Annotated in this window: 19 protein-coding genes; 8 read left to right on the top strand and 11 right to left on the bottom strand. The window is 69.9% G+C overall.

The annotated features are described in order from the left end of the window. Positions 1 to 58: 58 nt before the first annotated feature. The gene (locus EOD42_RS16130) at positions 59 to 1,558 is read left to right on the top strand and encodes an ABC transporter substrate-binding protein (RefSeq protein ID WP_127788580.1); all 1,500 of its coding nucleotides are present in this window, start codon (positions 59 to 61) and stop codon (positions 1,556 to 1,558) included. 35 nt (positions 1,559 to 1,593) lie between these two features. Here EOD42_RS16130 and copM read toward each other — a convergent pair whose 3' ends face one another. Beyond that, on the bottom strand, positions 1,594 to 1,941 hold the full coding sequence (copM, locus tag EOD42_RS26375; protein ID WP_127788579.1) for a CopM family metallochaperone: 348 nt from the start codon (positions 1,939 to 1,941) through the stop codon (positions 1,594 to 1,596). Positions 1,942 to 2,185: 244 nt separating this feature from the next. On the opposite strand from copM, the gene EOD42_RS16120 reads away from it, so the two are divergent. From EOD42_RS16120 to EOD42_RS16110, 3 genes are all read left to right on the top strand, one after another. Then, a complete protein-coding gene (locus EOD42_RS16120) occupies positions 2,186 to 2,806 on the top strand; it encodes a GNAT family N-acetyltransferase (protein WP_127788578.1) in 621 nt (206 codons plus the stop codon). Positions 2,807 to 2,849: 43 nt separating this feature from the next. Further along, positions 2,850 to 4,544, top strand: a complete 1,695-nt coding sequence (locus tag EOD42_RS16115) for a methyl-accepting chemotaxis protein (protein WP_127788577.1) — start codon at positions 2,850 to 2,852, stop codon at positions 4,542 to 4,544. Positions 4,545 to 4,839: 295 nt separating this feature from the next. Further along, the gene (locus tag EOD42_RS16110; RefSeq protein WP_127788576.1) at positions 4,840 to 6,399 is read left to right on the top strand and encodes an acyl-CoA carboxylase subunit beta; all 1,560 of its coding nucleotides are present in this window, start codon (positions 4,840 to 4,842) and stop codon (positions 6,397 to 6,399) included. A gap of 267 nt (positions 6,400 to 6,666) precedes the next feature. On the opposite strand, the gene ahpF is transcribed toward EOD42_RS16110, so the two are convergent. Together ahpF and ahpC are read right to left on the bottom strand one after the other, a co-directional pair. Further along, positions 6,667 to 8,250, bottom strand: a complete 1,584-nt coding sequence (ahpF, locus tag EOD42_RS16105) for an alkyl hydroperoxide reductase subunit F (protein ID WP_127788575.1) — start codon at positions 8,248 to 8,250, stop codon at positions 6,667 to 6,669. A 66-nt stretch (positions 8,251 to 8,316) separates the two neighbouring features. Continuing rightward, positions 8,317 to 8,880 (bottom strand): alkyl hydroperoxide reductase subunit C, encoded by a 564-nt coding sequence (ahpC, locus tag EOD42_RS16100; protein ID WP_127788574.1) that lies wholly within the window; start codon positions 8,878 to 8,880, stop codon positions 8,317 to 8,319. Between the two features lie 170 nt (positions 8,881 to 9,050). Here ahpC and EOD42_RS16095 point away from each other — a divergent pair, with 170 nt between their 5' ends. After that, positions 9,051 to 9,962 (top strand): hydrogen peroxide-inducible genes activator, encoded by a 912-nt coding sequence (locus EOD42_RS16095; protein ID WP_127788573.1) that lies wholly within the window; start codon positions 9,051 to 9,053, stop codon positions 9,960 to 9,962. A gap of 3 nt (positions 9,963 to 9,965) precedes the next feature. Here EOD42_RS16095 and EOD42_RS16090 read toward each other — a convergent pair whose 3' ends face one another. Then, complete coding sequence (locus EOD42_RS16090) at positions 9,966 to 10,517, bottom strand: DNA-3-methyladenine glycosylase I (protein WP_127788572.1); 552 nt, start codon at positions 10,515 to 10,517, stop codon at positions 9,966 to 9,968. A gap of 28 nt (positions 10,518 to 10,545) precedes the next feature. Then, on the bottom strand, positions 10,546 to 10,908 hold the full coding sequence (locus EOD42_RS16085; RefSeq protein ID WP_206020373.1) for a hypothetical protein: 363 nt from the start codon (positions 10,906 to 10,908) through the stop codon (positions 10,546 to 10,548). 112 nt (positions 10,909 to 11,020) lie between these two features. Here EOD42_RS16085 and EOD42_RS16080 point away from each other — a divergent pair, with 112 nt between their 5' ends. Then, on the top strand, positions 11,021 to 11,791 hold the full coding sequence (locus EOD42_RS16080) for a helix-turn-helix domain-containing protein (RefSeq protein ID WP_127788570.1): 771 nt from the start codon (positions 11,021 to 11,023) through the stop codon (positions 11,789 to 11,791). Here the strand turns inward: EOD42_RS16080 and EOD42_RS16075 are convergent. The 3 genes from EOD42_RS16075 to EOD42_RS16065 all read right to left on the bottom strand — a co-directional run bounded on the left by EOD42_RS16075 (position 11,778) and on the right by EOD42_RS16065 (position 15,978). Then, the gene (locus EOD42_RS16075) at positions 11,778 to 13,094 is read right to left on the bottom strand and encodes a dihydroorotase (RefSeq protein WP_127788569.1); all 1,317 of its coding nucleotides are present in this window, start codon (positions 13,092 to 13,094) and stop codon (positions 11,778 to 11,780) included. The two genes, EOD42_RS16080 and EOD42_RS16075, sit on opposite strands and share 14 nt — an antisense overlap. A gap of 67 nt (positions 13,095 to 13,161) precedes the next feature. Continuing rightward, positions 13,162 to 13,653: a CHAP domain-containing protein gene (locus EOD42_RS16070; protein ID WP_240655184.1), complete on the bottom strand. Its 492-nt coding sequence runs from the start codon at positions 13,651 to 13,653 to the stop codon at positions 13,162 to 13,164. A 165-nt stretch (positions 13,654 to 13,818) separates the two neighbouring features. Then, entirely contained in the window at positions 13,819 to 15,978 is a 2,160-nt protein-coding gene (locus EOD42_RS16065; protein WP_164867972.1) for an ATP-binding protein, read from the bottom strand. 92 nt (positions 15,979 to 16,070) lie between these two features. On the opposite strand from EOD42_RS16065, the gene EOD42_RS16060 reads away from it, so the two are divergent. Together EOD42_RS16060 and EOD42_RS16055 are read left to right on the top strand one after the other, a co-directional pair. Next, the gene (locus EOD42_RS16060; RefSeq protein WP_127788566.1) at positions 16,071 to 16,310 is read left to right on the top strand and encodes a hypothetical protein; all 240 of its coding nucleotides are present in this window, start codon (positions 16,071 to 16,073) and stop codon (positions 16,308 to 16,310) included. A gap of 42 nt (positions 16,311 to 16,352) precedes the next feature. After that, on the top strand, positions 16,353 to 16,976 hold the full coding sequence (locus tag EOD42_RS16055; protein WP_127788565.1) for a fused DSP-PTPase phosphatase/NAD kinase-like protein: 624 nt from the start codon (positions 16,353 to 16,355) through the stop codon (positions 16,974 to 16,976). A 141-nt stretch (positions 16,977 to 17,117) separates the two neighbouring features. Here the strand turns inward: EOD42_RS16055 and EOD42_RS16050 are convergent, their stop codons facing one another. From EOD42_RS16050 to EOD42_RS16040, 3 genes are all read right to left on the bottom strand, one after another. Continuing rightward, positions 17,118 to 18,320 carry a pyridoxal phosphate-dependent aminotransferase gene (locus tag EOD42_RS16050; protein ID WP_127788564.1) on the bottom strand — a complete coding sequence of 401 codons (1,203 nt, stop codon included), beginning with the start codon at positions 18,318 to 18,320 and terminating at the stop codon, positions 17,118 to 17,120. Between the two features lie 120 nt (positions 18,321 to 18,440). Next, complete coding sequence (locus EOD42_RS16045) at positions 18,441 to 18,992, bottom strand: DUF2497 domain-containing protein (protein WP_240655183.1); 552 nt, start codon at positions 18,990 to 18,992, stop codon at positions 18,441 to 18,443. 22 nt (positions 18,993 to 19,014) lie between these two features. After that, positions 19,015 to 20,475, bottom strand: coding sequence for a TolC family outer membrane protein (locus EOD42_RS16040; RefSeq protein WP_127788563.1), 1,461 nt, complete (start codon positions 20,473 to 20,475; stop codon positions 19,015 to 19,017). Positions 20,476 to 20,567 lie beyond the last annotated feature (92 nt).

Raw genomic sequence — 20,567 nt, 5'->3', positions numbered from 1 at the left:
CCCCTGGGCAATTCCTCTGGATGGGGCAGCATGAACGCCATACCGGGAGAATCAATCCATGCGTCCACTTCTGGCCGGCCTGTTCGGCCTCGCCTTGTCCGCGGTGGCGGCGAACGCCCAGACGCTGCGCATCGGCATCGCGTCGGACCCCGATGTGCTGGACCCCACCCTGTCGCGCACCGTGGCGGGGCGGCAGGTGTTCATGGCTATGTGCGACAAGCTGATCGAGCTGGACGAGCAGGGCCGCCTGGTGCCGCAGCTCGCCACGGCGTGGGAGTGGCAGGAGGATGGGAAGGCGCTGCTGCTGACGCTGCGCCCCGGCGTGCGCTTCCATGACGGTGAGGCACTGACGGCCGAGGCGGCGGTGGCCGGCCTCAATCGCCATTTCACCGCCCAGGGCAGTACCCGCCGCGGCGAGATGGGCCCGGTGACCGCCATCGAGGCGGCAGGCCCCATGCAGGTGCGCATCCGCCTGTCCGAGCCCTTCGCGCCTCTGCTGGCCGCCCTGTCGGACCGCGCGGGCATGCTCGTCTCACCACGCCAGGCGACCGTGCTGGGCGCCGATTTCCAGCGCGCCCCCGCCTGCGCCGGCCCCTTCCGCCTGACCCGCCGCGTCGCGCAGGACCGCATGGAGCTGGAACGCTTCGAGGAATACTGGGACCGCGCGAACATCCATGTGGAGCGCGTCGTCTACCGCCCCATCCCGGACGGCACGGTGCGGCTGGCCAACCTGCGCGCGGGCTCGCTGGAGGTGATCGAGCGCGTGGGGCCGTCCGATGTGGACACCGCCCGGCGCGACACGCGCATCCGGGTGCAGGACGGGCCTTCGCTCAGCTCCGTCTACATCGCGGTGAATGTGGCCCATGGCGACCGCGCCCGCACGCCGCTCGGCCAGGATGCGCGGGTGCGCGCGGCGCTGGAGGCCGCGATCGACCGCACCGCGCTGAACCAGGTGGCCTTCGAGGGGATGTACACCCCGGGCAACCAATCCACGCCCCCGGGCCATCCGCAGCATATCGCGGCCCTGCCGGTGCCGGGGCGTGACCTCGACCGCGCCCGCGCCCTGCTGCGCGAGGCCGGCCAGCCCCGGCCGCGCGTGCGCCTCTCGGTGCCCAACAACAGCGAGTACACCCAGGCCGCCGAGATCATCCAGGCCATGGCGCGGGAGGCCGGCTTCGAGGTCGAGATCCAGACCATCGAGACCGCCACCCTGCTGCGGCAATGGACGGCCGGCGATTTCGAGGCGCTGCTGATCGCGTGGTCCGGCCGCACGGATGTGGACGGCAATCTCTGGACCTTCAACGCCTGCGGCGAGTCACTGAACGGCGGGCGCTACTGCAACCCGGAGGCCGATGCGGCGCTGCGGGCGGGCCGCACCAGCACGGACCCGGCCGCGCGCCTCGCGGCCTATGGGCGGGCCATGGAGATTCTGTTGCGTGACCGGCCCTATATCTACCTGTGGCACCAGCGCAACTTCCTGGCGACCGGGGCGGCCGTGCGGGGCCTGCGGATGATCCCGGACGGGCTCATCCGCATGCAGGGGCTGCGCGCCGGTTAGGGCAGGCGCTGACAACCTGCCCGCGAGGCATCACCCTAGCGCGGCAGCCGCTGCAGGATGGCGCGCATCTGCGCGATCTCGCGCTCCTGGTCGCGGATGATGCCCTCGGCCAGGGCGCGCACCTCGGGGTCTCGCCCGTGCTGCAGCACCACGCGGGCCATGTCGATCGCGCCCTGGTGGTGCGGGATCATGCCGGCCACGAAGTCCCGGTCGGCATTGCCGGTATAGGGGCGGTCCATGTCCCGGTGCATGCGCGCATCGGCCTCACGGAAGGCACGGGTGGAGGCGGCTTCCTGGGCCGCGGCCGGTGCGCCGTGCCCCTGATGCTGGGCGAGCGCGGGTGAGGCCGCGAGAAGGGCGAGGGCGGCGAGGGTAAGGCGCAAGCGACAACTCCTTGGTGGTGTCGCCCGCCATATAGTCCCCGTCAGCGTGACCGGGGAAATGTGACAATATGACGAAGTGTGTTTCGCCAGGCCTCGGCGCGGTGGAAGTTGATCTGCCGCAAGCCTAACTTCCACGACATGACGAAAGGCATTTTTCCGGTTAGCACCCGGACCTGCGACTGAAGACCGGGGCTCCGCTCCACCCGCGCCACGCGCACGGCCTGTCTTCAACCCCAAGGTTCCCATGTGTACCCCCGGGAGCAACGCTCCCCTGAAGTTCCGCCACGTCGGCCGCGCCGACGCGGATATCCTGTCGCGCATCCCGCTCGACCCGGAGGCGGTCTCCCGCTTCCTCGGCTCCCTCGACACGGTGAGGGAGCTGGTCAGGTCCGGCCTCGCGCATGTGCTGATCGTCGCCGAGCGCGGCGGGGAGCCGGTCGGCTTCTATGTCACCCACCCCGATCCGATGGACGGCGCCACCTGGTGGCTCGGCTATCTGGCCGTGTCGACGCGGGCGCAGGGGCTGGGCGTGGGCCGCGCCATGCTGGCCCACGCGCTGCGCCGGCTGGCCGCGGTGCCCGGCTGCCGCCGCGTGCTGCTGCTGTGCGACCACGAGAACACCCACGCGCGCCACCTGTACGACCGCATGGGCTTCCTGCCGTCGGAGCGTGAGGACGAGGGCAGCGAGGAAGTGCTGGCCTGGAACACCGGCCGGGCGCCGCTGGTGGGGCTGCCGCTGCCCCGGCTGCTGGCGCTGCCGGGCCGGCGCCGGCGCATCCGGTTGCGGGAAACCGCGGGGCCTCACGCGGCGCGTGCCATCGCCGCCACGCGCGGGCCACCGTTTAGGGCCGGAACGAACCCTTAAACATTAGGGGCGATATTGCAGCGCGACAGATCGTCGAGAGGCCATGATGCGTGCTGCATTCAACAATGTGAGTATCCGCGGCAAGATCCTGGGCGCCTTCGCCCTGGTGATGCTGTGTTCCGTGGGCATTGGTGCCTTCGCCATTCAGCGCCTGTCGGCGATGAACGAGGTGGCGCTGGAACTGCGGGACAATTGGCTGCCTTCCACCCGCTTCCTCGGGCAGATCGGCACCCAGGGGCAGCGGCTGCGGGGCTCCTATGCCATGGCGCTGACCAGCCCGAATGCGGACCGCCGGCGCGCCATGATGACCTCCGCCCAGGGGTCGGCCGATGAGATCGAGCAGGCCTTCAACCATTACCGCCCCATGGTGATGCCCGGTGAGGAGCGCGCGCTGGCCGATGAGCTGGAAGCTGCCTGGCGGGATATCATGGCCTCTCATGCCGTCATCATGCCGGCGCTGGCGCGGGGCGACACCGCCGCCGTGCTGGAGCACCTGAACGGCCCCTATGCCCAGAAGACCACGCGCTTCCGCGCCGCGACCGAGCGGCTGGCCACCTTCAACATGGTGGGCGGCCAGGCCCTGGCGGCACGCAGCGCCGAAATGGGCGTGCATGCGCGCTGGTGGATGATCGGCGCGCTGCTGCTCACCTCCGCGCTCAGCCTGATCGCGGGGCTGCTGATCGTGCGCGGCGTCTCCACGCCGGTGCGTGGCCTGACGAATGTGATGGAGGCCCTGGCCAAGCGCGACATGGGCGTGGCCATTCCGGGCACCGGGCGCGGCGACGAGATCGGCGGCATGGCCCGCACCCTGCTGGTGTTCCGCGACGGCATGATCGAAGCCGACCGCCTTGCTGCCGCGCAGGAGGTGGAGCGCCAGTCCAAGGAGAAGCGTGCGGAGCAGCTTTCCAGCCTGGTGCGCGGCTTCGAGGGGCAGATCGGGGAGCTGACGGGCATGCTGTCCTCCGCCTCGACCGAGCTGGAGGCGACCGCGCGCTCCATGACCGGCACCGCCGCCAGCACCAATGAGCAGGCCGGCGCCGTTGTGGGTGCCGCCAGCCAGGCCAGCGAGGGCGTGCAGGTGGTGGCCGCGGCTGCCGAGCAGCTGAGCGCCTCCATCCAGGAGATCAGCCGCCAGGTAGCGCATGCGTCCTCTGCGGCCAGCCAGGCGGTCTCTGACGCGCGCGCCACCGACGAGACGGTGCAGGCCCTGGCCCATGGCGCGCAGAAGATCGGCGATGTGGTGCGGCTGATCACCGACATCGCGGGCCAGACCAACCTGCTGGCGCTGAACGCGACCATCGAGGCGGCGCGCGCGGGCGAGGCCGGCAAGGGCTTCGCGGTGGTGGCCAGCGAGGTGAAGAACCTGGCGAGCCAGACGGCGAAGGCGACGGAGGAGATCGGGGGGCAGATCGCCTCGATCCAGGCCGCGACCCAGCAGGCGGTGAGCGCGATCGGGGGCATCGGCAAGCGGATCGAGGAAGTGAGCCAGATCGCGGTGGCGATCGCGGCGGCGGTGGAGGAGCAGAGCACGGCGACGGGCGAGATCGCGCGCACGGTGCAGCGCACGGCCGATGCGACGGATGCGGTGAGCCGGAACATCGCGGCGGTGAGCCAGGGCTCTGGCGAGACCGGGGCGGCGGCGGCGCAGGTGCTGGGGGCCGCGTCGGAACTGGCGCGGCAGTCGGAAGTGCTGACGAAGACCGTGGGCGGGTTCGTGCAGGATGTGAGGGTGGCTTAGTCAGGGGCTTTGCCCCCGACACCCCCACCAGGAGATAATCTCCTGGACCTGATAGGATTTTGGCGCCCCATCTTCGCAGGCGGGGCGCCAATTTTATTATTAAAATCAACGCAATCAGGGTGTGGCGCCAACTCCCCGGGGTCCAGGGCCGCTACGGTCCTGGCGGGGATGCAAGGGGCAGCGCCCCTTGCTGGGGGCCGGGGGCAACGCCCCCGCCTGTCCATGCTGCGACGCAGCAACGAATTCGTCCCGATTTCCCCTGGGCGGCTTTCTCGCTGCATCGCATTCTTCGGCCATGAGGAAATGGCAAGAAGAACTGGATGAGCTCGCGCAACGTCGCGCGCTCGCCGAGCAGATGGGTGGTCCCGACAAGGTCGCCCGCCAGCACCGTGACGGTAAACTCACGGTGCGCGAACGTGTGCAGGCGCTGACCGACCCCGGCAGTTTTCATGAGGTCGGCGCGCTGGCCGGCAAGGCGCAGTATGACGACAGCGGCCGATTGACCGAGTTCATGCCCGCCAACTGCGTGTTCGGCCGGGGCCTGATCCAGGGTCGACCGGTGGTGGTGGTGGGTGACGACTTCACCGTGCGCGGCGGCAGCGCCGATGCCACCATCCGCGACAAGCCGATCATGGCCGAGCGCATGGCCGCCGAGCTGCGCCTGCCGATCATCCGCGTCATCGAGGGCTCGGGCGGCGGCGGGTCGGTCAAGACCATCGAGACCACAGGCCGCGCCAACCTGCCGGGCGGGGTGGGCGGCACCTACCAGTACTTCCACACCACGGACAATCTGGCGCGGGTGCCGGTGGTGGGGCTGGGGCTGGGTTCCGTCGCGGGGCTCGGCGCCGCGCGGCTCACGGCCAGCCACTACTCCATCATGACCAAGAAGTCGGCGATGTTCGTGGCCGGGCCCCCGGTGGTGGCGCGGCTCGGACAGTCACTGACCAAGGAGCAGCTGGGCGGGTGGGAGATCCAGACCCGCGCCGGCGCCGTGGACGATGCGGTGGACGACGAGCCCGCGGCCTTCGCCCGCGCCGCCCAGTTCCTGTCCTACCTGCCTTCCTCGGTCCACGAGCTGCCGCCGATCAGCGAATGCAGCGACGACCCGGCCCGCCCGGTGCCGCACCTGCTGGACATGATCCCGAAGGACACCAAGGGTCTCTACAAGATGCGCCCGATCGTGGAGGCGCTGGTCGATGCAGGCAGCTTCTTCGAGATGGGCCGGCATTTCGGGCGCGGGCTCATCACCGGCATGGCGCGGCTCTCCGGGATTCCGGTGGGCATCATGGCCAGCGACCCGTTCTTCGCCGCGGGCTCCTGGGGCGCGGATGAGTGCCAGAAGATCATCCGCTTCCTGGATTTCGCCGCCACCTTCCACCTGCCCATGGTCTATATGATGGACTGTCCGGGTTTCTCGGTGGGGCTGCAGGCGGAACGCACGGCGACCATCCGCTGGGGCGTGCGGGCCATGGCGGCGATGAACCAGTCGCCGCTGCCCTTCTGCACCATCATCGTGCGCAATGCCTTCGGCGTGGCGGCCGTGGTGCAGCAGCCGGCCGGCCGCTACTCCATGCGCTACGCCTGGCCCTCGGCCCGATGGGGCAGCCTGCCGCTGGAAGGCGGAATCGAGGCGGCCTATCGGGCCGAAATCGACGCCAGCCCCGACCCCGCCGCGAAACTGGCCGAGATCGAGGAGCGGCTGCAGCGCCTGCGTAGCCCCTTCCGCACCGCCGAGACCTTCCTGGTGGAAGACATCATCGACCCGGTCCACACGCGCCGGCTGCTGAACGAATACGCACGCCTGGCACGCCGCACGCTGGAAACCGGGGCGGTGAAGTTCGGCATGCGGCCGTGAGAAGGCGCTCCGGGGCTCTGCCCCGGACCCCGGCCAGGGGCTTTGCCCCCGGCACCCCCACCAAAGGCCGAAAGGCCTTTGGAAACCGGGAGCTGAAAGTTCGGGGAAGGGGCTCAGAACGCCCGTTGACCCGACGCCCTCGTGGAGCCCCTTCCCCGAACTTTCAGAAGACTCATGGGTTCCAAGGGTCGTTACGACCCTTGGCGGGTGTCCAGAGGGCAGCGCCCTTTGGTCGGGGTCCGGGGGCCCCCCCCCCCCGAAACCCCCTCAGGCCGCTTGCGCGACCTCGCCGGCCGGCACCTGGCGGATCAGGTGGTCGAAGGCCGAGAGGGCTGCCTTGGAGCCTTCGCCCATCGCGATGATGATCTGCTTGAACGGCACCGTGGTCACGTCGCCTGCCGCGAACACGCCGGGCAGGGAGGTCCGGCCATGGCTGTCGATCTCGATCTCGCCGCGCGGGGAGAGGTCGAGCGTGCCCTTCAGCCATTCGGTGTTGGGCACCAGGCCGATCTGCACGAAGATGCCTTCCAGCTCCAGGCGGTGCATCTCGCCGGTCACGCGGTTCTTGTAGGACAGCGCGTTCACCTTGGATCCGTCGCCATGCACTTCCGTCGTCAGGGCGGAGGTGTGCACGGTGACATTGGGCAGCGAGCGCAGCTTGGCCTGCAGCACCGCATCGGCGCGCAGCTTGTCGTCGAACTCGAACAATGTGACGTGGGCCACGATGCCGGCCAGGTCGATCGCGGCCTCGACGCCGGAATTGCCGCCGCCGATCACTGCCACGCGCTTGCCCTTGAACAGCGGCCCGTCGCAGTGCGGGCAATAGGCCACGCCCTTGTTGCGGTATTCCTGCTCACCGGGCACGCCCATCTGGCGCCAGCGGGCGCCGGTGGCCAGGATCACGGTGCGGGACTTGAGCGAGGCGCCGGATGCCAGCTTCACCTCGATCATCCCGCCCGGGGTGGCGGCGGGCACCAGGGCGGTCGCGGCCTGCACGGGCATGATGTCGACCGCATAGTCGCGCACCTGCTGTTCCAGCTGCGCCACCAGCTTGGGCCCTTCGGTGTGGGAGACGGAGATGAAGTTCTCGATCCCCATCGTGTCCAGCACCTGGCCGCCGAAGCGCTCCGTCACGATGCCCGTGCGGATGCCCTTGCGGGCGGCGTAGATGGAGGCCGCGGCGCCGGCCGGGCCACCGCCCACCACCAGCACCTCGAAGGCTTCCTTCTTCTCCAGCTCGGCGGCGGCGCGGTCGGCGGCACCCGTGTCCAGCTTGGCCAGGATCTGCTCCAGGCTCATCCGGCCCTGGCCGAAGGGCTGGCCGTTCAGGAACACGGCGGGCACGGCCATGATGCCGCGGGCCTCTACCTCATCCTGGAACACGCCGCCGTCGATGGCGGTGTGCTTCACATTGGGGTTCAGCACGGCCAGCAGGTTCAGCGCCTGCACCACGTCCGGGCAGTTCTGGCAGGTGAGCGAGAAGAAGGTCTCGAACTCGAAGCTGCCCTGCAGGGCGCGGGCCTCGGCCATCACGGCCTCGCTCTCCTTCGCCGGGTGGCCGCCGACCTGCAGCAGCGCCAGCACGAGGGAGGTGAATTCATGCCCCATGGGCAGGCCGCCGAAACGGACGCCATTGTCCTCGCCCACCGCGTTGATCGCGAAGCTGGGCCGGCGCGCATGGTCGTCGCGGCGGATGTAAGTGACCTTGTCGGACTGCTCGGCCACCTCGGTCAGCAGTTCCGCCATCTCGCGGGACTTCGGACTGTCATCGAGGGAGGCGACCAGCTCGATCGGCTTCTGCAGCCGCGTCAGGTATCCCTTCAGCTGGTTCTTCAGGTTGGCGTCGAGCATGGGAAAGTCCTTGTAATCTCAGTGGAGCAGGGGGTGGGGGCCGGCGCGAACCGGCCCCCGTTTTCTTCAGATCTTGCCGACCAGGTCGAGCGAGGGAGCCAGCGTCTCGGCGCCTTCCTTCCACGCGGCCGGGCAGACTTCGCCAGGATGGCTGTGGACGTACTGGGCCGCCTTGATCTTGCGCAGCAGTTCCTGCGCGTCACGGCCGATGCCGCCGGCGGTGATCTCGACGATCTGGATCTTGCCGTCGGGGTCGACGACGAAGGTGCCGCGGTCGGCCAGGCCGGCTTCCTCGATCATCACGCCGAAGTTGCGGGTGATGGTGCCGGTCGGGTCGCCGACCATCGTGTACTTGATCTTGGAGATCGCCGGGCTGCTGTCGTGCCAGGCCTTGTGGGAGAAGTGGGTGTCGGTCGAGACGGAGTAGATCTCGACGCCCAGCTTCTTGAAGGTCTCGTAGTTCTCAGCCAGGTCTTCCAGCTCGGTCGGGCACACGAAGGTGAAGTCCGCCGGGTAGAAGAACACGACCGACCACTTGCCGCGCAGGTCAGCCTCGGTCACGTCGATGAACTTGCCTTCCTTGAAGGCGGTCGCCTTGAAGGGCTTCACTTCGGTGTTGATCAAAGACATCGCGATCTCCGGTTCAATATGGATCCATGGGCGCCGATGCCTCCGGGCCCCCTCGTAGGAAGCAGGTAGGGAGGCATCGGCGTCGACGCCATGGGTAGCGCGGTCAGTCGATAGAGGAAAGCGCAAAATTCTGATTGAATTGATCGACTGAGACGATTTATGACGGGGCCATGAAGCCCGTCCCGACCCTGCGGCAATTGCGTTACCTGGTGGCGGTGGTGGACCGCTGCCATTTTGGCCAGGCGGCCGAGGAATGCCTCGTCAGCCAGTCCACCCTCAGCGCCGGCATCCAGGAGCTGGAGGACCTGCTGGGCGCGCCCCTGCTGGAGCGCACGAAGCGCACCGTGGTGCCCACGCCCCTGGGGCGTGAGATCGCGGAGCGTGCCCAGGCGCTGCTGAAAGGCGCCGAGGACCTGGTGGATCTGGCCCATGTGGCGCGCAACCCGATGGCGGGCCCGGTGCGACTCGGCGTGATCCCGACCATCGGTCCCTTCCTGGTGCCTCGGCTGATGCCAGCCCTGCGCGATGCCTTCCCCGAGCTGAAACTGTATCTGCGGGAGGACCAGACCGCGCGGCTGCTGGCCATGCTGGACAGCGGCGAGCTGGATGCCGCGATCATGGCCCTGCCTTACCCCACGGCCGGGCTGGAGACGGCCGAGATCGTGCAGGACCGGTTCTCCGTGATCTGCCCGCCGGACCACCGGCTGTGCAGCCTGCCGCGTGCCAAGCCCGCCGACATGGCCATCGAGGACCTGCTGCTGCTGGAGGACGGGCACTGCCTGCGGGAGCACGCGCTGTCTGCGTGTTCGCTGGAGGGCGCGCGGCGCAACACCGGCTTCGGCGGCACCAGCCTGCACACGCTGGTGCAGATGGTGGCGAACGGGCTGGGCGTCACGCTGCTGCCGCAACTGGCGATCGACGCCGGCATCCTGCGCGGGCTCGACCTGAAGGTGGTGCCGCTGGCGGGCGAGAACCCGGCGCGGAGCATCGGGCTGGTGTGGCGGCGCAGCTCCGGCCGGAAGGAGACGTTCCGGCAGCTGGCGGCCGCGTTGAAGGCGGAGATGGAGCCGCTGGCGGCCTGATGCCTACCGCGCCCGGCAGAAGCACTCCGGCGCATGGTCATCCACCATCCCCGTCGCCTGCATCCAGGCGTACACGATGGTCGGCCCGACGAACTTGAAGCCCCGGGCCTTCAACGCCTTGGAGATGTCGGCCGAGAGCGGCGTGCTGGCCGGCACCGCGCCGTCGACCCGCCGCAACGGCGTGCCGTTCACGAAGCCCCAGGCGAAGGCCGAAAAATCCTCGCCCTTGTCGCGCATGGCCAGGAAGGCCTTCGCGCCGCCGATGGTGGCCTCGATCTTGGCGCGGGCGCGGATGATGCCGGGGTCCTGCATCAGGCGGTTCACGTCGGCCGCGGTGAACCGCGCCACGACCGCGGGGTCGAAGCCCTGGAAGGCGGCGCGGAACCCCTCGCGCCGCTTCAGCACCGTGATCCAGGAGAGCCCGGCCTGGAAGCCTTCCAGCATCAGGCACTCCCACAAGGCGCGCGGGTCGCGCTCAGGCACGCCCCATTCGGTGTCGTGGTACTGGATGTAGAGCGGGTCGGCGGAGACCCAGGAACAGCGCGTCTTGTTCATGTTACGTTCATGGCATGAACGGCGGCGCCTAGGCAAGCCGGCGCCTCAGCCCCAGCCCCTGCAGCGCGGTCGTGCCGGCCACGGCAACGGCCTGTACCAGCACGAAGGCCTGGCCGAGGGCGGTCGGGTGCAGCAGGACGACCACGGCCAGCGACTCCAGCACCCACAGGGCATTCACCGCCACCACCAGCCAGACCAGCCCGCGTGAGGGGCGCGTGCTCAGCCACCCCACGAACAGCGCGAAGGGCAGCAGGGCGATCCCCGCCCCCAGCAACAGCCCGCGCGGCAGGCCCAGCAGCGGCGCCAGCGTGCCGGCACCTGCCGCCAGCAGCACCCCCATGCCGAGGCAGGAGGCCGCATCCAGCTTCAGGGCAAAGCGCAGAAGGTTCATCGTCATTCTCCGTTTCAGGTTGCGATGGCCCAACCTGCGCCGGGCGCCGGACGGAAAGCGATGACCTGGCAGGTCATGGAATGCACGGCGTCCCCCGCGCTATGCCAGGGGCATGAACAACCTCTCCTTCGGCCCGCAACTGCGGTCCTGGCGCCAGCGCCGCAAGCTCAGCCAGCTTGACCTGGCCTTGGATGCCGAAACCTCGCAGCGCCATCTCAGCTGCCTGGAAAGCGGCCGCGCGCGCCCCAGCCGCGAGATGGTGCTGCGCCTGGCAGGCCAGCTGGACGTGCCGCTGCGTGAGCGCAACGCCCTGCTGCTGGCCGCCGGCTACGCGCCCGCCTTCGCCGAAAAGCCGCTGGACGCGCCGGAAATGGCCGCCGCCCGGGCCGTGGTCCAGCGCATCCTGGATGGCCACGCGCCGCACCCGGCACTCGCGGTGGACCGGCACTGGCATATGGTCGCGGCCAATGCGGGCATCGCGCCGCTGCTGGCGGGCGTGGCCGACACGTCGCTGCTGGAAGGGCGGGTGAACGTGCTGCGCCTGTCGCTGCACCCGAAGGGGCTGGCGCCGCAGATCGTCAACCTGGGCGAATGGCGCGCGCATCTGCTGGAGCGGCTGGAGCGCCAGATCCTGGCCAGCGGCGATCCGGCGCTCGCCACGCTATTGGCCGAACTCCGCCGCTATCCGGCGCCGGACCACGCGACACCGGGCGGACCCGGCATCGCCGTGCCGCTGGTGCTGGAGACGCCGCTGGGACGTCTCAGCTTTCTCTCGACCACCACCCTGTTCGGCACGCCCATGGAGGTGACGCTGTCCGAACTGGCGATCGAGGCGTTCTATCCCGCCGACGAAGCGACGGCGGCGGCACTCAGCGGAAAGTAACGCCCGCGCCCTTCGCCTCGCCCTGCACCTCGTCGTCACGCATCGCCACCTGGCCGCGGATGATGGTGGCCACCGGCCAGCCATGGCAGGTGTAGCCCGCGAAGGGCGTCCAGCCGCAGGGGCTGGCGATCCAGCTTTCCTCGATGGTGCGGTTCTTCTTCATGTCCACGACGGTGAAGTCCGCGTCATAGCCCATGGCGATGCGGCCCTTGCCCACCGCGCCATAGACGCGCGCGGGGCCGGCGGCCATCACATCGGCCAGGCGCGACAGCGACAGCCGGCCGGCGCTGACATGGTCCAGCATGATGGGCAGGATGGTCTGCACGCCCGTCAGGCCCGCGGCCGTCGCGGGCCAGGGGCGCTCCTTCGCGGCGCGGGAATGCGGGGCGTGGTCACTGCCCACCACATCGATGGTGCCGTTGGCCATGGCTTCCCAGGCGGCCTTCATGTGGCGCTCGTCACGGATCGGCGGGTTCATGACGGCATAGCCGCCGAGGCGGTCATAGGCCTCGTCGGTCTGGGTCAGGTGGTTCAGCAGCACCTCGACGCTGGCGATGTCACGCGCCTGGCCCAGGAAATCCAGCTCCTCGGCGGTGGAGACATGCAGGATGTGGCAGGGGCGGCCGGTCTTGCGGGCCAGGGCCACGATGCGGCGGGTGCCCAGCAGCGCGCATTCCACGTCGCGCCATTCGGCGTGCAGCTTGTGCGGGCCGCCGGCCTCATAGGCGGGCTTGCGGGCCTGCAGGCGGAACTCGTCCTCGGAGTGATAGGCGATGGGCCGGCGGCCGCTGCGCATCGCGCGCTCCAGGCTCGCATCGTCGGCCACCAGCAGGTCGCCGGTCGAGGAGCCGGCGAAGATCTTCACCGCGCAGACGTTCTCCTCGGTTTCCAGCCGGCCGAGATCGTCCAGGTTCTTCATGCTGCCGCCGACATAGAAGCCGATATCGGCGTAGCTGCGGCCCTGGATGTAGTCGCGCTTCCAGGCCAGCTGCTCGGTGCTGGTGATGGAGGGCACGGTGTTGGGCATGTCGAACACGGTGCACACGCCGCCCAGGATGGCGGCCTTGGTGCCGGTCGCGATGGTTTCGACCGACGGGTCGCCCGGGTCGCGCAGATGCACATGGGCATCGATGATGCCCGGCAGCACGGACAGGCCGGTGACATCGACCACTTCCTCGGCGCTCGCGCCGCCCAGGGCGCCGATGGCGGCGATGCGGCCCTTCACGACGCCCACATCGGCCTGTTCCTCACCCCAGGGCAGCACCAGGGTGCCGCCCTTCAGGATCATGTCGAAATGCGCCATCGCTCTGTCCCCGCTTCAGCAAAATGCGGGCGGGAAATTGCGCCGGGCGGGCCGGAAAATCCAGCCCTCACCCGGCCGCCATGATCAGGCGGGGCGAAACGAAGCCCTGCGTGTCGAACACCGTGTTCCCGTAATCCTGGATCGGCGGATACCAGACCCGCACCCGCGACCAGTCATTGCCGCCCGAGACGTCGAGCACCGGCTGGTCTTCCGCCACGCGCCCGCGGGAGCCGCCGCCGGCCTCGGCCCAATTGGCGTGGTCCACCCGGATCTCCCGGGCGGAGACGATGCGCCGCACCACCGACAGATGGCCCTGCGGCAGCCGCCGCGTGCGGGAGAACACCAGCACATTGCGCGCCTGCGGGTGATGCCCGCGCAGATAGCGGCCGGAGGCGGCCTCCCACCACTGCCAGGCGTCGCCGCGCAGCTCGATGCCGCTGCGCGCCCGCGCATAGGGCACGCAGGACAGATAGCCGGACCCGTAATCGGGAACGCCCGCGATGGTGGGCGCGCGCCGCACGGGCGCTGGTCCGCCGCAGGCCGAAAGCCCGAGCGTCATGAGCAGTCCCGGCAAAGCCAGGGACCTGCGCGAAACCTGATCCAAGCCATCCCCCATGGCACATCCCCCACGATGCGGTCCGCCACCCCTGGCATTCCGCACCATGTGCAACACGCGGCTTCCCCCGAAGCCGCGCCCGTGTCTTAGCACGCGTCCGGCGATTGTTCAGGCGATTTGTGGGGCGGGTGCCAGCAATTCGGCGATGCGTTCCAGCAGCACCTCGGGCGCCACGGGCTTGCGCAGCACCTGGATGGGGCCGCCATCGGCCGCGTGGTGCAGCTCGTGCTCGGCCTCGGCCACGAAGCCCGTGACCAGCACCGCCGGCAGGCCGGGGCGCAGGCGCCGGGCTTCCTCGATCAGCTTCACGCCATCCATGCCGGGCATGGACAGGTCGGTCACGAGGATGTCCACGCGCGGCTGGCGGGAGAGCATCTCCATGGCCTCGGCCGCGCCGACCGCCGCCGTCACGACATGGCCGCGGTCACGCATGCCGGCGGCCAGCACGGCCAGCACCTCGGGCTCATCATCCACCAGCAGGATGTGGCAGCGCCGTTCCTGCGCCACCGGCCGCGCGCCCAGCGGACGCGTGACGGAGGTGGCGGCCGGGGCCTGCGGAAGCCAGAGCGTGACGCGCGTGCCGTCGCCGGGGGCGCTGTGGATCTCCAGCGCGCCGCCCGACTGCTCGCAGAAGCCCTGCGCCATGGCCAGGCCAAGCCCCGTGCCCTGGCCCTTCTGCTTGGTGGTGAAGAAGGGCTCCGTCGCGCGGCGCAGCGTCTCGGCATCCATGCCCGCGCCGTTATCGGCCACTTCCAGCCGCACGTAATGGCCCTGCCGCATGCCCTGGGCATTGCCCTCCGGCACGATGACGGCGGCGGCGAAAAGCCGCAGCTCACCGCCGAAGCTGCCCATCGCGTCGCGCGCATTGATCGCGAGATTCAGCAGCACCGTCTCTAGCTGCGGCCGGTCCGCCAGCAGCGCCGGCAGGTTCGGCGGCAGCGACAGGGTGACGGTGATGGAGGCGCCGAGCGAATGGGCCAGCACCTCCCGCACGCCCTCCAGCAGGGCAGGGACCTGCACGGGCTCGGCTTCCAGATTGTCGCGCCGGGCGAAGGCCAGCAGGCGGCGCGTCACGGCGCCGCCGCGCTCCGCGGCCTCCGAGATCAGCTGGGCGATGCGGTGCAGCGCCGGGTCCTGGCTGCGCTTGCTGATCAGCCTGGCGCCGCCGAGGACGGCCTGCAGCACGTTGTTGATGTCATGCGCGACGCCGCCGGCCAGCCGGCCCAGCGCCTCCATCCGCTGGCCCTGGGCCAGGCTTTCCAGCGCCGCCTCGTTCTCGGCCCGCGCGGCGTCCAGCGCCTCCAGCGTGCGCCAGCGCTCCGCGAACAGCACGCCCAGCAGCAGGGCCGCCGCCGAGAGCAGCATGATGACGGCCGCGGCCACATAGGCGGCGCGCCGCAGCCCGTCGACGGCCGCGAGCTCGGTTTCGGTATCGAAGGCGACCACCACCACCAGCGGCGCCCGCCGCATGACGCGATAGCCGATCAGCTGCTGGCGCCCGCCCTCCGAGGGCTCCGAGACCTCAAGCTGGCCGCCGCGCGCCAGCCGGATGGCGCCGAGCACCGGGTGCGCCGCGCCCAGGCGCTGGGCGCGGCCGGGCTCACGTTCCCGCGAATCGGCCAGGATGGCGCCGTCCCGCCGCAGCAGCAGCCCCACCCCGCCATGGCCCAGATTGGTGGCGGCCAGGCGCCGGGCGATGATCAGCGGGTTCATCGACACCATGGCCACGCCCACGATGTCGCCCGCGCTGTCCCGCAGCGGGCGGGAGAAGATGAGAGCCCAGCGGTTGGTCACGCGGCTGAAGAAGGTCTCGGAGACGTAGATCTCGTTCAGCCCGGCGCGCGGGATGCGGAAATGCTCGGCATCGCCCACGAAGGCGTTGCCCGTGCCCACCGGCGCCGTGGCGGTCCAGCGCACCACCCCGTCCAGCGCCGCGATCGCGACCTGGTTCAGCGCCAGCTCGGGGCGCTGCATCTGCACCAGCACCTGCTGTTCCAGCGCCAGGCGGCCCGCCTGGTCGCCGCTTTCGATCTGCCGCTGGCGCGCGGCCAACAGCTCGAACACGCCCTCCACCTGGTCGATGACGCGGGTGATGGACTGTTCGAGGGTCTCGGCGCCCAGATTGGCGCGGGCCAGCGCGATGCTGATCGCGGAGCGTTCCTCACGCTGCACCCAGGCCAGGGTGGCCCACCAGACCGCGACCGCAACGCCCAAAGCCGCCATGGCGGCGGGCAGCAGAAGAGCCATGCGGCGGAATGCAGCGTTCACGGACCCGTTATGCCATGTGTCGGGGCGGGACGGCCAGGGCATGTTAACGCAATGACATGGCGTGCCGGCCGGTCCCATGCCAAAAAGGGCGCATGCCCGAAGAAGTCGACCCCGAAGACAATTTCGTCACCGACGATGCCTATGCGGCCGGCCGCCGTGCCTTCACGGAGGGGCTGTCCGTACTTGAGAACCCGATGGCGCAGACGGGCGACTGGGGCAAGGCGTGGTTCGCCGGCTGGCTGGATGCGCTGGCGGATGCCACCACCGGGCACGACCGTTCCAGGAGCGCCTTCCGCCGCCTGCTGCGCAAGGACCGGGCCGACCCGTTCTGAGCGGCACTGGCCAGGGGCGCGCCGCTGCTTCATACGGGCGCCATGCGCCGCTGGCTGAATGCACTCTTCGTCGACCATGCCGTGTTCCGCCTGGTGTGGCGCAACTGGGGCGTGGTGGAGCCTGGGCGGCTCTATCGCTCCAACCACCCGCTGCCCTGGCAGATCCGCCGCGCGATCCGCGTGCACGGCATCCGCACGATCGTGAACCTGCGTGGGCACCGCCAGGATTGCGGCGCCGATGCGCTGTCCCGCGCCGAGGCCGCCAGGCTGGGCATCACCCTGATCGACGCGCCCTTCGAGAGCCGGGGCGCGCCGCATGTGGACCGCATCGAGCGTTTCGCGGCCATGCTGCCCGATCTGCAGGAACCCATCCTGATCCATTGCAAGTCCGGTGCCGACCGCACCGGGCTGATCGCCGCCGTGTGGCTGCTGCTGAACGGCCGCCCGCCGGCCGAGGCCCAGCGCCAGCTTTCCCTGCGCTACGGCCATTTCGCGGCGGCGCGAACCGGCATCCTGGATGCGTTCGTCGCGCTCTATGCCAGGGCCTGGCCCAAGCCGTTCATGCAGTGGCTGCGCGAGGATTACGACGCAGCGAAGCTGCGCCAGGATTTCCGTAGCCGGAAATGGGCGGACGCCATCACGGACGGCTTGCTGCGGCGGGAGTGACGGGGATTCGCCCCCAGCAAGCTGGCTCCGGGCCCCGAGAAGGGGTTTTCCATTGGCTCTGAAATGAAAATGGCGCCCCACCCGCGAGGGTAGGGCGCCAGATTGGCGGCTGTCCGGAGGGCAGGGCCCTCCGGCGGCGATTCAGCTCAGGCCGGCGCAGAAGGCCTGGATGCGCGTGCACGCTTCCTTCAGGGCCTCGTCGCTGGTCGCGTAGCTGATGCGGAAGTGGCCGGGGAACATGAAGGCAGAGCCGTGCACCGCGGCCACGCCGTTCTCGTCCAGCAGCGCCTCGACGAAATCCTTGTCGGATTCGATCTTGCGGCCGCCCTTGCTGGTCTTGCCGATGCAGCCCGCGATGGAGGGGAACACGTAGAACGCACCCTCGGGCTTGTGGCAATGGATGCCGGCGGCCTGGTTCAGCATGTCCACGACCATGTCGCGGCGGCGCTTGTACACCACCACCATGGCATCGATGCTCTCCTGCGGGCCGATCAGCGCCTCGACGGCGGCCGCCTGGCTGATGGAGGAGGTGTTGCTGGTGGACTGGCCCTGCAGCTTGTCCATCGCCTTGATCAGCTCGACGGGCGCGCCGGCGAAGCCGATGCGCCAGCCGGTCATCGCATAGGCCTTGGAGCAGCCGTTCATCGTCACGGTGCGGTTGCGCAGGCCGGGCTCGACCTCAAGCACCGTCGCGGGCTTGAAGCCGTCATAGGCCAGCTTCTCGTAGATGTCGTCGGTGAACACCCACACGTCCGGGTGCTTCATCAGCACGTCGGTCAGCGCCTTCAGCTCTTCCTTGTTATAGGCAGCGCCGGTCGGGTTGCAGGGGTTGTTGATGATCAGCCACTTGGTCTTGGGCGTGATCGCGGCTTCCAGCTGCTCGGCCGTCATCTTGAAGCCGGCGTTCGGGCCGCAGGGCACCAGCACGGGCGTGCCTTCGGCCAGTTCCACGATGTCGGGGTAGGACACCCAGCACGGCGTCGGGATGATCGCCTCATCGCCCTTGTCGATGGTGGCGAGCAGGGCGTTGAAGATCACCTGCTTGCCGCCCGTGGCGATGATGATTTCCTCGGGCTTGTACTCGACGTTGTTGTCGCGCTTGAACTTCTCGCAGACCGCCTTGCGCAGCTCCGGCGTGCCGGCCACGTCGGTGTACTTGGTCTTGCCGTCCATGATCGCCTTGATCGCGGCGTCCTTGACGTTCTGGGGCGTGTCGAAGTCGGGCTCGCCCGAGGACAGGCCGATCACGTCGCGGCCCGCGGCCTTCAGCGCGCGGGTCTTGCCGGTGATGGTGATGGTCTGGCTCGGGGCGATGCGGTCCAGCCGCTCGGCGACAAGTTTCATAAGGGCCTCAGGACGTCGTTAAATGGCGGCGGCACACTAGGCGGCCGCCCTCCATGCAACAACCCGCCTTATCGGCGGAGCGCCTCCGCGCCCAGCGCGGAACAGCGTTTCAGCGGGCCGTCAGCGCTGAGAGGCCACCACGCGCTCGATCTCCTGCCGGACCGTGCGTTCCACGATGGCCGGCAGGTGGGTGTCGAGCCATTCCTTGAGCAGGGGGCGCAGCATCTCGCGCACCACATCCTCGATCGTCACGCCGGCCGAATTGGCGATGGGGGCGGCGCGATCCTGGGCGACGGCGCGCAGAAGCTCGCTCATGGAGGCGGCGGTCGCGGCGGCGGCGGCAGGGGCCAGCAGTTCGGAATTCGGCATGGCGGCGGGCTCCGGCGGCGGCGGGGGAGGGGGCACGGGGGCCAGGGCCTCACCGAGCGACAGGGGCATCAGTTGCGGCGGCTCGGGGGCGGGCTCGGGTTCCGCGGGCGGGGGCGCGGGCACCGGTACCAGCATCTCCTCCGTCAGCATCAGCGGCTCGGTGCTGGGCGGCGGCGGGGGCGCGGGCAGGGGCGGCTGGTCGCCCGGCGTGCCGTCATCGTTCAGGATCTTGCGGATGGAGGCCAGGATATCGTCCATCGAGGGCTCGCTGCCCGCTGCCGCCGGCTTGTCCGTTCCGCTCATCCGCGTCTCCCCGTCCGTCCTGTCAGCGCTGGGCGGAGGCTGGCGTGTAGTCGCCCCAACCCACCCAGCGGTCGCGCACGGCGTTATAATACGCCGTCATGTTGTAGGCTTCCACCGGCAGGCCGAGATCCTGGGCGGTCAGCCGCCCGATGGAGGCCGCGACCGTGTAGGAACCGGTGATGTTGTCCGCCAGGGAGCGCACGAGCGACACGCGGGCGTTCAGCAGCTCCTGCTCGGCGTTCAGCACGTCCAGCGTGGTGCGGCTGCCCACGATCGCCTCGCGCTGCACGCCGTCCAGCGCGATCTCGGCCGCGCGGATCTGCGAGCGGACCGAATCGACCTGGGCGCGGGTGCTGCCGAGGGTTTCCCAGGCGCTGGTGGCCTGCTGGGCCGCCACGCGGCGGGCGTCCTCGACCAGGGCGCGGTTCTGCTGGGCGGTCTGGCGCGCCTGGCGCACCAGGCTGTGCTCCGCGCCGCCCTGGTACAGCGGCACGGACAGGTTGGCCGTCACCTGGCCGCCCGTGGTGCGGGTGTGGGGGCTGGCGGCGTTGTCGTTGCGGAAGGCCTGGGTCGTGACCGAGACCTGCGGCAGCAGCGCGGACATCTGCACGTCGATGTTGTCGCGTGCCGCGGCCTCATCGAACAGGGCGGCCACAACGGCCGGGTTGTTCTGGATGGCCAGGCGCTGCACGTCGTCCCGCCCGCGCACGGAAAGGCGCAGGGGCTGAGGGGCGATCAGGCGCTGGGGCGCATCGCCCACCACGCGCTGGAAGGTGGCGCGCGCGGTCTGCAGCTGCCCTTCGGAGGCGGCGCGGCTGGCGCGGGCGCCGGCCAGGCGCGACTCGGCCTGCGCCACGTCGGTGCGGGTGATCTCACCCACGCGGAAGCGCTCGTTGGTGGCCTGGAGCTGGCGGTTCAGCACCTGCTCGTTGTTGATGTTGAGGCGCACTTCCTCCTGGAAGCGGATGACAGAGACATAGGCGTTGGTGACGTCGGACATCACCTGCTGCTCGGTCTGGTACAGGCGGGCGCGCTGCGCCAGCACCCGGTTTTCCGCCTGCCGCACGCTGGCGACCGTGCGGCCGCCGCGGAAGATCGGCTGCGTCAGCGTGACGCTGGCCGAGGCCGGGGTGCGTTCCTGGCGGATGGTGCCGGGGATGGGGCGGGTCACGCCGTTGATGGTCGCCACCGGGTCCCGGTAATAGAAGGAGCCGTCGACGTTGAAGGCCTGCAGCTGGCTGCGGGTGCGCTGATCAGCCGCGCCGACGCTGCCGTTCATCACCACCGTGGGGCGCCAGCCGGACAGGGCCTGGGGCACGCCTTCGTCCACCGCGCGCAGCTGGGCGCGGGCGGCCAGCAGCGTGGTGTTGTTGTTGTAGGCCTGTGCCAGGGCTTCCTGCAGGCTCTGCGCCCCGGCGGGTGCGGCCATGCCGGTGGCGAGCGCCAGAACCGGAAGAGAGGCGAACTGTGTCAGACGGCGCATGCTGTCATCCTGAACTGGGCCCCGGAGCCGAGGATTTCGTCGACGCAGATTGACGCCTGCAACGGCCGGCGCAACCCAAGTTTTATGACGGC

The organism is Rhodovarius crocodyli (genome assembly GCF_004005855.1).
GTDB lineage: Bacteria > Pseudomonadota > Alphaproteobacteria > Acetobacterales > Acetobacteraceae > Rhodovarius > Rhodovarius crocodyli.
This window is presented reverse-complemented; position numbering and strand designations above follow the sequence as displayed.

What these genes read in the sequence shown, in the direction of transcription:
- EOD42_RS16120 (WP_127788578.1), top strand. Translation starts at nt 2,186, where the DNA reads ATGTGTACCCCCGGGAGCAACGCTCCCCTGAAGTTCCGCCACGTCGGC.
- EOD42_RS16060 (WP_127788566.1), top strand. Translation starts at nt 16,071, where the DNA reads ATGCCCGAAGAAGTCGACCCCGAAGACAATTTCGTCACCGACGATGCC.
- EOD42_RS16040 (WP_127788563.1), bottom strand. Translation starts at nt 20,475, where the DNA reads ATGCGCCGTCTGACACAGTTCGCCTCTCTTCCGGTTCTGGCGCTCGCC.
- EOD42_RS16085 (WP_206020373.1), bottom strand. Translation starts at nt 10,908, where the DNA reads ATGAACCTTCTGCGCTTTGCCCTGAAGCTGGATGCGGCCTCCTGCCTC.
- EOD42_RS16055 (WP_127788565.1), top strand. Translation starts at nt 16,353, where the DNA reads ATGCGCCGCTGGCTGAATGCACTCTTCGTCGACCATGCCGTGTTCCGC.
- EOD42_RS16075 (WP_127788569.1), bottom strand. Translation starts at nt 13,094, where the DNA reads ATGGCGCATTTCGACATGATCCTGAAGGGCGGCACCCTGGTGCTGCCC.
- EOD42_RS16115 (WP_127788577.1), top strand. Translation starts at nt 2,850, where the DNA reads ATGATGCGTGCTGCATTCAACAATGTGAGTATCCGCGGCAAGATCCTG.
- EOD42_RS16050 (WP_127788564.1), bottom strand. Translation starts at nt 18,320, where the DNA reads ATGAAACTTGTCGCCGAGCGGCTGGACCGCATCGCCCCGAGCCAGACC.
- ahpF (WP_127788575.1), bottom strand. Translation starts at nt 8,250, where the DNA reads ATGCTCGACGCCAACCTGAAGAACCAGCTGAAGGGATACCTGACGCGG.
- EOD42_RS16045 (WP_240655183.1), bottom strand. Translation starts at nt 18,992, where the DNA reads ATGAGCGGAACGGACAAGCCGGCGGCAGCGGGCAGCGAGCCCTCGATG.
- EOD42_RS16110 (WP_127788576.1), top strand. Translation starts at nt 4,840, where the DNA reads ATGAGGAAATGGCAAGAAGAACTGGATGAGCTCGCGCAACGTCGCGCG.
- EOD42_RS16090 (WP_127788572.1), bottom strand. Translation starts at nt 10,517, where the DNA reads ATGAACAAGACGCGCTGTTCCTGGGTCTCCGCCGACCCGCTCTACATC.
- EOD42_RS16070 (WP_240655184.1), bottom strand. Translation starts at nt 13,653, where the DNA reads ATGACGCTCGGGCTTTCGGCCTGCGGCGGACCAGCGCCCGTGCGGCGC.
- EOD42_RS16130 (WP_127788580.1), top strand. Translation starts at nt 59, where the DNA reads ATGCGTCCACTTCTGGCCGGCCTGTTCGGCCTCGCCTTGTCCGCGGTG.
- EOD42_RS16080 (WP_127788570.1), top strand. Translation starts at nt 11,021, where the DNA reads ATGAACAACCTCTCCTTCGGCCCGCAACTGCGGTCCTGGCGCCAGCGC.
- ahpC (WP_127788574.1), bottom strand. Translation starts at nt 8,880, where the DNA reads ATGTCTTTGATCAACACCGAAGTGAAGCCCTTCAAGGCGACCGCCTTC.
- EOD42_RS16095 (WP_127788573.1), top strand. Translation starts at nt 9,051, where the DNA reads ATGAAGCCCGTCCCGACCCTGCGGCAATTGCGTTACCTGGTGGCGGTG.